We start from the raw sequence: 13,129 nt of genomic DNA on the forward strand, positions 1-13,129 counted from the left end.
TCCGTGATTTGTTCACAACCGTGACCAGGGGCTGTTCCCAGGCGATCGGAAAAGCGCCGTTGAACTGGTCGTTCGATGAATTCGAATCGAATACCGGCCGGCACCCCTGAAATCCGTCGTTGACCGCGTGTCGTGCGCCCTCCTAGCATCCGGCAGGAAACCGCCGAAGAAATGCTCGGTCCGTCCTGCCGGAAATCGCTGGGAAGTGGAGTTGGCATGAGCACACCGGAGCAGCCCCCCGGTACCCGGGCCCCTGGCCCGCGTGCCCCCGGGTCGCGCACCCCCCGACCGCGCGCCGTCCGGGCCGGGGCCGTCGCCGCGGCCGCCGCGGTCGCGCTGGCCGCCGCGCTCGTCGCCTGGCCGGCCGCGCCGACCGCGAGCGCCGCCGTCGGCGCGGGGACCTACGCGGTGAAGAACGCGGGCAGCGGGCTGTGCCTGGACTCGCCCGGGACGAGCGCGGACGCGCAGCTCCGGCAGGCGGCGTGCGACGGTGCCGCCGCCCGGCGGTGGACGCTGACCGCGGTCGGCGGCGGCTACCGGATCACCTCGGTCGCCACCGGCCTGTGCGTCGGGGTCCAGGGCGCGTCGACCAGCGCGGGCAAGGCGATCCAGCAGCAGGCGTGCACGGGCGCGGCGAACCAGGTCTGGACCGTCACCGCCAGCGGCGGCAACTACCGGCTGATCAACACCAACGGCGGCAAGTGCGCGAACACCAAGGACAACTCCAAGGCCGCCGGCGCGCTCGTGCAGACCAACTCCTGCGACAACGCGGTCACCAAGCACTGGGCGTTCACCCCCGTCGACGGCGGACCGACCTCGACGACGACCACCACCACAACCACGACGACCACCACCACGACCACCACCACGACGACCACCAGCCAGCCGCCGGGCTCCGCGCTCTACGTGGCGCCCAACGGCGGCGACAGCGCGTCCGGCACGCAGGCCGACCCGACGACGCTCACCTCCGCCATCGCCCGCGTCGCCCCGGGCGGGACGATCTACCTGCGCGGCGGCACCTACCGCTTCGCGCAGACCGTGACCGTCCCGCAGGGCAACAACGGCACCTCGGCCGACCGCACGGAGCTGTTCGCCCACCCCGGCGAGACCCCGGTGCTGAACTTCTCGGCCCAGGCGGAGGACCCGGCCAACCGCGGCCTGGCCGTGAACGGCAACCACTGGCACGTGCGCGGCCTCGTCGTCGAGCGCGCCGGCGACAACGGCATCTTCGTCGGCGGCAGCGGCAACATCTTCGAGCGCACCGTGACCCGCTTCAACCGGGACACCGGCCTCCAGCTGTCGCGGATGCTGTCCACCACGCCCAAGGACCAGTGGCCGGCCGACAACCTGATCCTCAGCGCCGAGTCCCACGACAACGCCGACTCCGACGGCGAGGACGCCGACGGCTTCGCCGCCAAGCTCACCTCCGGCCCCGGCAACGTCTTCCGCTACGCCGTCGCCCACAACAACATCGACGACGGGTGGGACCTGTTCACCAAGACCGACACCGGTCCCATCGGCGCGGTGACCATCGAGGACTCCCTGGCCTACGAGAACGGCACCCTCAGCGACGGCGGCCAGGCCGGCAACGGCGACCGCAACGGCTACAAGCTCGGCGGCGAGGACATCGGCGTCAACCACGTCATCCGCCGCAACATCGCCTACGACAACGGCAAGCACGGGTTCACCTACAACCGCAACCTCGGCACCATGGCCGTGTCGGACAACCTGAGCATCGACAACACCGAGCGCAACTACAACTTCGACGGCGGCAGCTCGGTGTTCCGCGGCAACACCTCCTGCCGCAGCGGCAGCGGCACCAGCGACCGCACCCTGGGCGACGTCGACACCTCCAACCAGTTCTGGGCCGGGACCAACGGCTCCCGCTGCGCCGCCTACACCGGGGCGCTGGGCTGGTCCTACGCCACCGACGGCCGCCTGGTGGTCACCTTCGGCGGCAGGCCGGTGACCCGCTAGCCGAAGCCGGTCCCGCCGGGCGCGCCCGGCGGGACCGGGTCAGTCGAGGACCGCGACGGCCTCGACCTCCACCAGGTGCTCGGGCACGTCCAGCGCGGCCACGCCCAGCAGCGTGCCCGGCGGGACCGGGGTGACGCCCAGCGCCGCCGCCGCCCGGTCGATCCCCGCCAGCACCAGCGGCATCTTGTCGGGCGTCCAGTCCACGACGTGGATGGTCAGCTTCGCCACGTCGGCGAAGGAGGCCCCGACGCCGGCCAGGGCGGTGCCGACGTTGAGGTAGCACCGCTCGACCTGCGCGGCCAGGTCGCCCGCGCCGACCACGGCCCCGTCGGCGTCCCAGGCGACCTGGCCGGCGACGTGCACCAGCCTCGACCCGGTCGCGACCGACACCTGCCGGTAGGCGTCGACCACCGGCAGGCCGTCCGGGTTCACCAGGGTGATGCTCATGGGGGTTCCTCCTCGCACGTGCTCTCTTGTGGTTACCGGGGAACCATAGGAGAGTGAACGCTGACGTGGAAGAACGCACTTTTTCGGAACTGGGGAACCTGATGGTGACCAAGGAGTACACCGGCTCGCCCGACGAGGCGGACCTGAGGCGCGCGGACTCGCTCGCGCGGGAGATCTTCTCGGACGTGGCCAACAAGTGGGCGCTGCTGATCATCGAGGCCCTGGGCGACCGCACCGTGCGCTTCAGCGCGCTGCGCGACGAGGTGGAGGGCATCAGCCACAAGATGCTCACCCAGAACCTGCGGATGCTGGAGCGCAACGGCCTGGTCGAGCGCACCGTGCACGCCACCGTGCCGCCGCGGGTCGAGTACACCCTCACCGGACCCGGCCGGGGCCTGCGGCAGACGGTCGACCTGATGTGCGACTGGACCCACCGGCACATCGCCCACATCGAGGCCGCCCGCCGGGGCTTCGGCGCCTGAAGGGGCCGGTGGCGCGATCCGTGGGGTGCGCGTCGTTGACGCCGTCGCCCGCGGACGACGAGCCTGGTCCCCATGAGCCGCGTCGTCTTCGTCGTCTACGACGGCATCCAGCCGCTCGACCTGGTGGGTCCGCACGAGGTGTTCGGCCACGCCGACGTCCTCACCGGAGGCGGCCACCGCCGCGAGGTCGTCGCGCCTGCGGCCGGTCCCGTGCGGGCGGCGGGCGGGCTGTGCCTGCACGCCGGGCACGCGGTGGCCGACCTGCCGCCCGACGGCGTCGACACGCTGGTCGTCGCGGGCGGGCAGGGCGTCGACCGGGCCCGCCACGACCGCGCCCTGGTCGACTGGATCGCCACCGCGGCCGCCGGGGCTCGCCGGGTCACCTCGGTGTGCAGCGGGGTGTTCCTGCTGGCCGCCGCGGGTCTGCTGGAGGGGCGGCGGGTCACGACGCACTGGGCGCGCGAGGAGCAGCTGCGCCGCGAGCACCCCGGGGTGACCGTGGACTGCGACCCGATCTTCATCCGGGACGGCCCGGTCTGGACCTCCGCCGGCGTCACCGCGGGCATGGACCTGGCCCTGGCCCTGGTGGAGGACGACCACGGGCGCGAGGTCGCGCACTCGGTCGCCCGGGAGCTGGTGCTGTTCCTGCGCCGGCCGGGCAGCCAGTCGCAGTTCAGCGTGCCGCTGTGGCAGGCGCGGCCCGCCACCGACCCGATCCGGGAGGCGGTGGCCGCGGTCAACGCCGCCCCCGGCGCCCGGCACGGCATCCCCGACCTGGCCGCCCGCGCCGGCCTCAGCACCCGGCACCTCCAGCGCCGGTTCACCGCCGAGCTGGGCCTGCCGCCCGGCGCCTACGTGGAGCGCGTGCGCGTCGAGGCCGCCCGCCGCGCGCTCGCGGAGGCCGACGACCCGGTCGAGGCGATCGCCCGGCGCCTGGGGTTCGGCTCCGCCGAGACGCTGCGCCGCGCGTTCCACCGGCACGTCGGCGTCGCCCCGTCCGACTACCGCGAACGGTTCCGAGCACTGGGGGAGCACACGTGACGACCTACGGACTGCTGATCTTCGACCGGGTGGAGGAGCTCGACTTCGTCGGCCCCTGGGAGATCTTCACCGCGTCCTCGATGCTGCGCGACGACGCCGACACCGCCGTGCTGATCGCCGAGAGCGCCGATCCCGTGCGCTGCAACAAGGGGATGCGCGTCCTGCCGGACCACACCCTCGACGACCACCCGCCGCTGGACGTCCTGCTCGTCCCCGGCGGCAACGGCGCCCGCGAGACCCAGGTCCACAACCCGGTCGTGACCGGCTGGATCGCGGGGGTGGCCGCGCGGGCGTCCTGGGTGACCGGCGTCTGCACCGGCGCCGCCCTGCTCCACGCGGCGGGCGTCGCCCGGGGCCGCCGCGTCGCCACGCACTTCTCCTACGAGGACCGGCTCGAAGCCCTGGGCGGGGTCACGGTGGTGCGCGACGCCCGCTACGTGGTGGACGGGAACCTGGTCACCAGCCAGGGCGTGTCGGCGGGCATCGACATGGCCCTGTGGCTGGTGGGTCGCCTGCACGGGCGCGACCACGCCCGGCAGGTCCGCCGCTACGTGCAGTACGAGCCCGCCCCGCCCTACCTCGCCGACGAGCCGCCCGCCTGAACCGGGGACGTCCCGCGCCGGAACGCCGGTTGTAGGCTGACCACATGATCTTCTACACGGAGGCGGAGAGCCGGACGCTGCGCACGGCCGTCTTCGGCGTGATGGTGCTGGTGTCCCACGCCGACCCCGGTCCCGTGATCGAGGAGCGCTACGCGGGCCTCCGGGCCCTGGGCAACCTCTCGCCCGAGCTGCGCGGCGTCCTCCACGCGTCCCGGGTGCAGCTCCCGGCGGTGCCGGAGGAGGAGCTGGAGGGCCGGGTCCTGGACGCGCTGCGGCTGTCCGTGAAGATCCTCGCCGCGAAGGCGCCCGCCGAGGCCGCCTCCTTCCCGGACGCCGTGGAGGCGATCTGCCACGAGGTGGCCGCCGCCGACGGCCTGGTGGCCGAGGTGGAGACCGCGGTGATCGGGAAGGTGCGCGCCGCGCTCGCCGGCTGAGGCGGCCGTCCCCTCACCCGGGGCGGGGCGCGCCGGCCGGCCGGGTCGGGAGGGTCAGCGCCGCGCCCAGCACCACCGCGCCGCCGCCGACGAGCAGCGCGACCGTCGGCAGCGCGGTCGGGATCCCCAGGTGCACGGTGATGCCGAGGATCCGCGACAGGCCCCACGGCAGCAGGACCAGCTGGTCGTTCCACGTCGTCAGGGCGCGCTCCAGGCCCACCACCGCCACCAGCCCGCTCACCGCCGCCAGCGGCGTCCCGGCGGCGAGGAGCACCCGCCCCAGCGCGCCCCGGCGGCCCACGCCCTCGCGCAGCACCGCGTACGCCACCGCGAGAACCCCCAGGAACGCCGCGAACGCCGCGGTCACGTACACCGCCCGCGCGACCGGCTCGGTCCAGAACGCGAACCAGTAGTACCCCGGCCCGCGCACCGCCAGCACACCCAGCAGCAGCACCGAGCGCAGCAGCGCCACCGCGCCCACCGCCGCGGCGAGCCGCGCCCGCTGCTCCCGACCGGTGGTCAGCCGCAGCACCAGCGCGAACAGCAGCCACGCGCCCAGCACCGGCGCCAGGTGCGCCGGCGCGGCGAACCACGTCAGCACCGCGCGGCCGAGCACGACCGCGACCGCGGGCACCACCCACACCAGCACCCGGTCCGCCCCCGTCGGCTCGACCCGCCGCCACGGCCGGGCCAGCGCCCGCGCCCACGGCCTGCGCCGGCCCAGGGCGAACGCGAGGAGCAGCCCCAGCAGCACGCCGCGCGCCGCCCACGCCATCGGCTCGTCCCGGGCGGCCCTGGCCAGCCCGAGGTCGGCCGCGGCGAGGTTGTAGGCCGGCAGCGCCAGGTCGCCGCCGTACGCGCGCAGGTGCTCCGCGCGCCGCACCCCGTACTCCGCCGCCGCGGCCCGCGCCGCGTCCCGCGCGCCCGGATCGCCGGTGTCGAGCCACTGGACGTGGCGCAGCGCCGCGGCCCGGTAGGCGGCCAGCACCCCGAACAGGTCGACCTGGTGATCCAGGGCGGCGACGAACCACCCGCGCAGCACCGGGTCGCGCCAGCCGGCCGGGTCGGTCGCGCCGACCAGGTCGCGCATCCGGCGGGCCGTGCCGATCGCCGCCGCGCCCTCGGCCACCGCCTCGTCCACCCGGTCGCGGCCGACCGCGTAGACCGTGCCGAGCGTGGCGCTGTCGCCGGTCGGGATGTCCCACTCGAAGATCCACATCATGGGCGGTGGATCGAGCCCCAGCGCCCGCACCCGGTGCCGCGCGTACGGGCCGACGTACAGGCCCGTGGTGATCGCCTCGCGCGACAGGGCCAGGGCCCGGCAGACGGCGTGCACCACGTCCGGGTCGGAGGAGAACGTGCGGCGCACCCAGTCGGCGGTGAGCCGGGCGGGGTCCAGGTCGGGGTCGCGCGCCAGCCTCCCGGTGACGTAGGAGTTGAGGTCGTAGAGCTGCCAGAACCCGGTCCTGAGGTCCAGCGCCCGGGGCCCGGCGGTCAGCGGTCCGCCGCCCTGCCGCCACGTCCACACCCCCTCCACGCGGGGGTTGGCCAGGAAGGCGCGCAGCGCGTGCCGGTGCAGCCCGCCCAGGTCGTTGGGCAGCGCGCCGAAGCCCTCGAACTCCCGGCGGGACTGGAACTCCACGATCCGCCGGTGCCGCCCCACCAGCAGCGTGTCGTTGAGCGGGAGGTGGCTGTAGAAGTCGCCGAGGGTGTACTTGGTGGACACGACCAGCCGGTCGTCGCCCACCCCGCCCAGCACCTGCTCGTAGGCGTCCCGGCTGGTGTGCAGGTCCCCGACCGCGCCGATACCGACGCTCCACGTGCGGAAGACGATCTCCCGGTCGTGCTCGGCCGCCGTGGCGAGGAAGGCCCGCAGCATCGCCCGCACCGCCCCGGGCGTGGTCACCGCGATCTCGGAGGAGTAGTCCCAGCCCGGGAACCGGTAGGCCGCGCCGCCCTCGCCGATCCGGATCATCATCCCGTCCACGTGGGGCAGCCGCCCGAACAGCTCCGACAACCCCGCCCGGTAGACCCGCCACAGCCGGTCGTCCTCGGTGCGCAGCCCGCCCGCCTCGCGCTCCAGGAACGCCCGCAGCGGCGGGGAGAGGGCGAGCATGTCGGTGGACAGGTAGACCCTCATGCCCATCTCGTGGGCGTAGCGCCAGACGGGGCCGAACGCGTCCACCATGGCCCGCGCCCGCGCCGGGTGCGGGTCGCCCGCCGGGTGGACGCCGAGCCCGTCGAACGTGACGTACTCCAGGAAACCGGGCACGACCACCGCGTTGTAGCCGTCGGCCAGCGCGTGGTGCACCAGTGCGCGGAACTGCCGGGCGATCCCGTCCACCGCCGCGAGGTCGACGTAGGGCGCTCCCGGCAGCACCGCCGACCCCACCACGTCGGAGTTCAGCGAGTAGTCGTCGCCCCGGGCGAACGCCCCCGGGTCGTCGGGCAGCCCGACCGCGCCCAGGTCGGTCAGCCGCAACCCGAGCCGGGGCGCCACCACCCGCCCGTCGGCGACCACCTCGGTCCCGGTGCGGACGCGGTCGGCGATGTCGTACAGCCCGGCCGCGATCCCACCGGGAGTGCTGCCGACCACGACGGGCCCGGGGTCGACCCGGTACCCCTCGTCGGGCAGACCGGGCTCGGTCCGCACCCCGAGTCGGCCGGTGTCGCCGACGACCGGCCGGGGGCGACCACGCGCCACCAGGGCGTCGGCGACGGCGGCCGCGGCGAGCCGCAGCCGGGGCTCGTCGGGCACGCCGATCGAGGTGAACTCCGGTGGCGGGGCGAGCGGGCGCGGGGGAGCGGCGACCGGGCGCTCCACCGGCACGTCGGCCGGCCGCACCTCCAGCCCCAGCGCGTCACCCACCTGCCAGGCGACGGCCGCGCCGAGCCCGAGCAGCACCAGCACCGCGACCACCACGCGCATCGAGCCATCCTCACACGGTTTTCCCGGTTCCGGGCCACGCCGGTTCGGCCCGGCGGGTGCTGCCGGAGCGCGCTTGCCGGACCTGATTTCCCGTGCCTGCTCGCCTGCCGGCCTGCCTGCCCGCGCCTGCCTGCCGGCCCGCGCCCGCCGGCCGCCTGCCTGTCGGATCGTGCCCGCCGGCCCGTGCCGGCCCGCCAGTTCGCACCGACCCGCCAGTTCCCGCCCGCCGGCTCGGGCACCGGATCGTGTCCGCCGGTCCGTGCCGGCCCGCCGGCTCGGGCGCCTGCCTGCTGGCCCGCGTCCGCCGAACTGGTTGCCGAATCGGCCCCGCCGGACCGCGCCCGCCGAACTGATCCTGCCGAATCGGCCGGGACGACTAGGATCGCCGGCGTGCCAGGACCGACTGCGGCGAGCGCCGCGCCCGCGGGTGGCGCCCGCACGCTCGCCCGGTCGTACCGGCGCTTCGGTGAGGTCGAGGCCGCCGGGATCTCACCGCTCCACGAGCGGGTCGCCATCGCCCTGAGCGAGTCCGACGAGGCGCTGCGCGCCGTCGAAGCGGCGCCCGCGCGCAAGCGGAGCCCCGCGCTGGTCCTCGCCGCACTGCACGACCTAGCCCTTTCCGGACACGCCCCGGCGCTCGCCGCGGCCTACGCCGCCGCCGACGGCGAGGCGGCCGCCCGCGCGGCGGTGGACGTCCTGCTGCGCCAGACCGACCAGGTGGTGGCCCTCGTCGCGCGCCGGCGGGTGCGGACCGGCGAGACCGGGCGCTGCGCCGTGCTCTACCCGGCCATCGCGGAGGCGGCGCGCCGGGTGGGCGCGGACGCGGTCGGCCTGGTCGACGTGGGCTGCTCGGCCGGGCTCAACCTCATCGTCGACCGCGTCGGCATCTCCTACGACAACGGGCAGTCGCTGGGCGACCCGTCGTCACCGGTGCGGCTGTCCTGCTCGGTCGTGGGGAACCGGCCCGTCCCGAGCCGGGCGCTGCCCGAGGTGGTCGCCCGGATCGGCGTCGACCTCGACCCGGTCAACGTGACCGACGCGGACGAGGTCCGGTGGCTGCGCGCCTGCGCGTGGCCGGACCGGCCGGAGCGGATGGCGGGCCTCGAAGCGGAACTGGCGCTGGCGGCGGCGAACCCCCCGCTGCTGCTGACGGGCGACGCCGTCGACCTGCTGCCCGACGCCTTCGCCCTGGTGCCCGTGGACGCCCTGCCGGTCGTCACCACGACCTGGGCGCTGTCGGGCTTCCCGCTGGAGGGCCGCCTGCGCTTCCTGCACCGCCTGGACGAGGCGGCGGCCGGTCGGCCGGTGGCGTGGGTGTCGGCGGAGGGGGTCGGGGTCGCGCCGGCGGTGCCGACCCTGGGCGATCGCCGCGCCTCCGGCCACAGCACCCTGGGCCTGTCGGTGCTCGACGGGTCGACCCTGCGCGCCGAGGCCGTGGGCCGCTGCTGGTCGCGGGGCCGCCTGCTGGCCTGGTTGGCGGGCTCCTAGCCCGGCAGTCGCCCGATCGTGTCAGGGACCCGGTGACCACCCGCCCTGCTGACCCGCGAAGGGCCCCACCGGCCGACCACCCCGACCGACCGACCCACGACCCCGGGTCAGCCCACGACCCGGATCAGCGTCACCCCGTCCCGCAGCGGCAGCAGCACCTGCTCGAACGCCGGGTGCGCGGCCACCCGCGCGTTGAACCCCGCGACGGCCGCGCCCCGCGTCGACCGGTGCGCCCCGTCGAGGTAGACCTCGCCCTGGTACAGGGTGTTGTCGACCACCACCACGGCCCCGGGCGCGAGCAGCCCGCGCCGGTGGGCCAGGTCGAGGTAGTCCCAGTACTGGGTCTTGTCCGCGTCGACGAAGGCGAAGTCGAACACCTCGCCCGCGTCGGCCAGCCGCTCCAGCGTGGCGAGCGCGGGCCCCTCCACCAGGGTGATCCGGTCGCACCCGGCGAACGCCTCGCGGGCGACCCCCGCCGCGCGCGGGTCGGACTCGCAGGTGACCACGCGGCCGTCGGCGGGCAGCGCCTCGGCCATGGCCAGCGCCGAGTAGCCGGTGAACGTGCCGATCTCCAGCACCCGGCGGGCCCCGGTCACGGCGACCAGGAACCTCAGCAGCTGCCCCTCCACGTGGCCGGACAGCATCTCCGGCTCCAGCGTCGCCACGGCGTCCCCGGCGCCTCCCCACACGTGCCCGGTGGTCCGCCGGTTCAGCGCCGCGAGCCGGTCGGACTCGGGTGTGGTCGTGGCCGACAGGTAGTCGTCCAGCCCCGAGGCCAGCGCGCGGGCCCGGTCCAGGCGCGCGCAGGGCCGGTCCCGGGCCAGCAGCTCCAGCTCGTGGGCGAGGATCGACAGCGGCGTCACCGGCCGCATCACGTCCACCTCGCGTCGCGCAGGTACATGCCCACGCCGCTCCCGCCGCCGGGGAACCCGCCGCACAGCGCCCGGTGCCGGCCCACGGCCTCGGCCAGCAGCGGGTGCTCGACCTCGGCCAGGTAGTCGCACCGGCCCAGGCCGCCGCGCGGGGCCACCGCCCACAGCGCGGAGCCGCCGCGCTTGCGCCGCACCGTCTCCTGCGCGGCCCTCATCAGCTCCAGGTCCTCGATCACCGGGTGGTGCACGGCCAGGCCCAGGTCCCGGCACACCGCCAGCAGCGCGTCGCGGCCGTCGACGTCCAACCAGCCCACCAGGGTGGCCAGCGTGGCGGTGAACGCCATCTCCACCGCCACCGCGTGCCCGTGCAGCAGCCCCGCGACCGGCTCGAACTTCGGGCTCCAGGTGTGGCCGTAGGCGTGCGGGCGGTCCTGCCGCGTCTCGAACATGTTGGCGCCCTCGTGCCGCAGGTACGCGTGCAGGGAGCGGAACAGCACCTCGTCGGCGATCCCGGCCAGCTCCGGGTCGTCGCCGGTGGTGGCGAACCGGGTGTCCAGCAGCGCCCGGCCGTGCCGCTGGAGCAGGGTGAACAGCGCCTCGTCGTCGACGGCGGCCATCTTCACGATCTCCGCCACGCCGTGGCGCAGGTGCTCGGGCGCCAGGGTGCGGAACAGCGCCCGGTCCACCAGGGTCAGCACCGGCGGGTGGTAGGCGCCCAGGGCGTTCTTCATCAGGGTGCCGTTGACGCACGTGCGCGGCGACGGTCCCGCGTCGACCGCCGAGACGACGCTCGTGCCGATCATGACGTACGGGGTGCGGCGGTTGAGCAGGGAGCACGCCAGGCCGGCGGTGTCGGTCAGCACGCCGCCGCCGACCACCAGCACGGGTTCGCCGCGCGCGAGGTCGCACCCGTCGCCGCCCAGGAACGCCGCCATCCGGCACACCGTGCCGAGGACCTTGTCCTCCTCCAGCGCCCGGCACACCATCGTCGTCAGCGGGATGCCGTGCGCGGCGAAGTACGCCCGCAGCGCGCGGCCGTGCAGGCGGTCGACGGTGGCGTCCACGATGGCCACGCACCGCCCCGCCGGCAGGTAGACCCCGGCCAGGTCGGGTGTCGCGGGGTCGAACACGTCGTCCACCAGCCGCACCTCGCTGCGCAGGCTGAAGGTCGCGTCCACGGTCACCGACCGCCGCTCGGCGTCGCGCCGGACGTGCCCGGACCCGCTGTAGTGGGCGGAGGTTGCGTACTCGTCGAGGTGCCGCAAGGCCGTCATCGGATGCCCTTTCGGTGTCACACGAGCTTCCCGGTGGCCCAGTTGACGCGCTCCCACCGCTTGCGCGCCGCCAGGGCGCGGAGCAGGAGCACGGGCAACTGCACGTGGTGCATCACCAGGAAGGGCAGGGGGTCCCGCCGGTCGAACACGGCGTCCTTGCCGTGCCGGAGGTCCAGCAGCCACGTCCGCGACCGCCGTCGCCGCAGCGCACGCCGCAGCCGGCCCAGTTCCGCGCCCAGCCAGTGCACCGGCGGCGAGCCGGGCAGCGGGCGGGCCACGCCCTCCACCCCGGGGTCCAGGTACGCGGCGGCGAGGTCCGGGCTGTCGTGGAAGGCGACCAGCGCCGAGTGGGGCCGGGGGTTGCACTCGATGGCGTAGGGCACGCCGTCCCGGTCCACGATGAAGTCGAACGACACCTGGCCGTGGAGCCGGTGCGCGGCCGCGAAGTCGCGCACCCAGTGCCAGATCGCGGGCACTTCGACGTGGTGGTAGTTCAGCTGGAGCGCCGAGGACCCCGAGCACGTGTAGGCGGTGATCCGGCCCGCGCGGCACGTCGTGTGCGCGCAGAACTCGCGGCCGGCGGCGCGCCGTTGCAGCACCCACGGCCGGTCCGGTCCGATCGGCAGGTCGGCCGGCGCCGCGGCCGGGTCGGACACCACGAGCACCCGGTGGTCGGCCGCCATCGACGTCCACTCGGGCGGCTTGAGCACGTACTCGTGGCCGGCGAGGTCGGCGTCGCGCACCTGCCGCACGTCGGTGATCCGCCGCGTCTCCAGGTGGGGCAGCCCCGCGGCCCGCACCAGTTCCGCGAACTCCGCCTTGTCGTTGAGCAGGCGGTGCGTCGCCGGGTCGTTGGCCAGCACCGCGCAGTGCCGGGCCAGCACGGGCACGGCGTCGGCGGTGGGCTGGGCGAGGCCCGGTTCGTCGATCACCGGCACGACCGTGTCCACGCCCTCGGCCCGGATCACCGAGACGAGGTCCCGGACGTAGCCGGCGGGGTCCGCGGCCGGGTCGGCGACCAGGTGGAACGCGCAGGCGGCCCGCGAGAAGCGCAGCGGTCCCCACCGGTGCCGGGGGGTCGACACGACGACCACGCGGTGCCCCGCCTCGTGGAACTTCCTGGCCAGCAGCAGGCTCTTGGTCATGTGGGTGGTGGTGACCAGCACCGTCGTCCGGCGCCGGCAGGGCGGGCGCGGGGTCACCAGGTGCGCCACCCCGCACACCAGCCCCGTCACCGGGGCGGTGACGACCAGGGCGGCCAGCAGCGCGACACCGCGCGCACCGATCGGGAACGACGACACCGGAACCACCTCCCTCCACGTCGCTCAGGGCTGCCCGACACGGTTCCCGGCAACCCGCCGTGCCGGCCGATTCACCAGGACGTGTCCTGGTGAGGGGCTTGGCGGTCACGCAGCGGCAGGGGCGCTCCGAGCCGAGCCGCCACCCCGGTTCGGCCGGGTGGACCAGGGGGCTCACCCCACTTCCGCACGAACTAGACAAAAGTCTGGTCAGGTTCAACGAAAGTTCTGGACTTGTCGGGGGTTCGCCCCCTACCGTTCATCACGTTCGGTCGAGTGAACCAC

Annotated in this window: 11 protein-coding genes; 6 read left to right on the plus strand and 5 right to left on the minus strand. The window is 75.1% G+C overall.

The window, feature by feature from the left end; translation table 11 throughout:
• Positions 1-216: 216 nt before the first annotated feature.
• Positions 217-1,977 carry an RICIN domain-containing protein gene (locus Q5530_RS16160; RefSeq protein WP_415363090.1) on the plus strand — a complete coding sequence of 587 codons (1,761 nt, stop codon included), beginning with the start codon at positions 217-219 and terminating at the stop codon, positions 1,975-1,977.
• A gap of 39 nt (positions 1,978-2,016) precedes the next feature.
• On the opposite strand, the gene Q5530_RS16165 is transcribed toward Q5530_RS16160, so the two are convergent.
• Positions 2,017-2,424, minus strand: a complete 408-nt coding sequence (locus Q5530_RS16165; RefSeq protein WP_415363092.1) for a RidA family protein — start codon at positions 2,422-2,424, stop codon at positions 2,017-2,019.
• 101 nt (positions 2,425-2,525) lie between these two features.
• Here Q5530_RS16165 and Q5530_RS16170 point away from each other — a divergent pair, with 101 nt between their 5' ends.
• The 4 genes from Q5530_RS16170 to Q5530_RS16185 all read left to right on the plus strand — a co-directional run bounded on the left by Q5530_RS16170 (position 2,526) and on the right by Q5530_RS16185 (position 4,983).
• The gene (locus Q5530_RS16170) at positions 2,526-2,906 is read left to right on the plus strand and encodes a winged helix-turn-helix transcriptional regulator (protein WP_415363653.1); all 381 of its coding nucleotides are present in this window, start codon (positions 2,526-2,528) and stop codon (positions 2,904-2,906) included.
• Between the two features lie 72 nt (positions 2,907-2,978).
• Complete coding sequence (locus tag Q5530_RS16175; protein ID WP_415363094.1) at positions 2,979-3,947, plus strand: GlxA family transcriptional regulator; 969 nt, start codon at positions 2,979-2,981, stop codon at positions 3,945-3,947.
• The gene (locus Q5530_RS16180; protein ID WP_415363095.1) at positions 3,944-4,549 is read left to right on the plus strand and encodes a DJ-1/PfpI family protein; all 606 of its coding nucleotides are present in this window, start codon (positions 3,944-3,946) and stop codon (positions 4,547-4,549) included. The genes Q5530_RS16175 and Q5530_RS16180 overlap by 4 nt, the downstream gene beginning before the upstream one ends.
• A 44-nt stretch (positions 4,550-4,593) precedes the next feature.
• The gene (locus Q5530_RS16185; RefSeq protein WP_415363096.1) at positions 4,594-4,983 is read left to right on the plus strand and encodes a hypothetical protein; all 390 of its coding nucleotides are present in this window, start codon (positions 4,594-4,596) and stop codon (positions 4,981-4,983) included.
• 13 nt (positions 4,984-4,996) lie between these two features.
• Here Q5530_RS16185 and Q5530_RS16190 read toward each other — a convergent pair whose 3' ends face one another.
• Complete coding sequence (locus tag Q5530_RS16190) at positions 4,997-7,912, minus strand: hypothetical protein (RefSeq protein ID WP_415363098.1); 2,916 nt, start codon at positions 7,910-7,912, stop codon at positions 4,997-4,999.
• Between the two features lie 390 nt (positions 7,913-8,302).
• On the opposite strand from Q5530_RS16190, the gene Q5530_RS16195 reads away from it, so the two are divergent.
• Complete coding sequence (locus Q5530_RS16195) at positions 8,303-9,400, plus strand: DUF2332 domain-containing protein (RefSeq protein WP_415363100.1); 1,098 nt, start codon at positions 8,303-8,305, stop codon at positions 9,398-9,400.
• Positions 9,401-9,507: 107 nt separating this feature from the next.
• On the opposite strand, the gene Q5530_RS16200 is transcribed toward Q5530_RS16195, so the two are convergent.
• The 3 genes from Q5530_RS16200 to Q5530_RS16210 are packed head-to-tail and all read right to left on the minus strand — an operon-like array spanning position 9,508 to position 12,847.
• The gene (locus tag Q5530_RS16200) at positions 9,508-10,272 is read right to left on the minus strand and encodes an O-methyltransferase (protein ID WP_415363101.1); all 765 of its coding nucleotides are present in this window, start codon (positions 10,270-10,272) and stop codon (positions 9,508-9,510) included.
• Positions 10,272-11,546 carry a hypothetical protein gene (locus tag Q5530_RS16205; protein ID WP_415363103.1) on the minus strand — a complete coding sequence of 425 codons (1,275 nt, stop codon included), beginning with the start codon at positions 11,544-11,546 and terminating at the stop codon, positions 10,272-10,274. Before Q5530_RS16205 ends, Q5530_RS16200 begins: the two co-directional genes overlap by 1 nt.
• A gap of 17 nt (positions 11,547-11,563) precedes the next feature.
• A complete protein-coding gene (locus Q5530_RS16210) occupies positions 11,564-12,847 on the minus strand; it encodes an ATP-grasp enzyme (RefSeq protein ID WP_415363104.1) in 1,284 nt (427 codons plus the stop codon).
• Between the last annotated feature and the right edge of the window lie 282 nt (positions 12,848-13,129).

Origin of the sequence: Saccharothrix sp. BKS2, from assembly GCF_047689505.1 — a bacterium.
Taxonomy (GTDB): Bacteria; Actinomycetota; Actinomycetes; order Mycobacteriales; family Pseudonocardiaceae; genus Actinosynnema; species Actinosynnema lopnurensis.

Bases quoted from the DNA above. Each gene is read 5' to 3' on its own strand.
- Q5530_RS16200 (WP_415363101.1), bottom strand. From the start codon at position 10,272: ATGCGGCCGGTGACGCCGCTGTCGATCCTCGCCCACGAGCTGGAGCTG.
- Q5530_RS16170 (WP_415363653.1), top strand. From the start codon at position 2,526: ATGGTGACCAAGGAGTACACCGGCTCGCCCGACGAGGCGGACCTGAGG.
- Q5530_RS16165 (WP_415363092.1), bottom strand. From the start codon at position 2,424: ATGAGCATCACCCTGGTGAACCCGGACGGCCTGCCGGTGGTCGACGCC.
- Q5530_RS16190 (WP_415363098.1), bottom strand. From the start codon at position 7,912: ATGCGCGTGGTGGTCGCGGTGCTGGTGCTGCTCGGGCTCGGCGCGGCC.
- Q5530_RS16160 (WP_415363090.1), top strand. From the start codon at position 217: ATGAGCACACCGGAGCAGCCCCCCGGTACCCGGGCCCCTGGCCCGCGT.
- Q5530_RS16205 (WP_415363103.1), bottom strand. From the start codon at position 11,546: ATGACGGCCTTGCGGCACCTCGACGAGTACGCAACCTCCGCCCACTAC.
- Q5530_RS16185 (WP_415363096.1), top strand. From the start codon at position 4,594: ATGATCTTCTACACGGAGGCGGAGAGCCGGACGCTGCGCACGGCCGTC.
- Q5530_RS16175 (WP_415363094.1), top strand. From the start codon at position 2,979: ATGAGCCGCGTCGTCTTCGTCGTCTACGACGGCATCCAGCCGCTCGAC.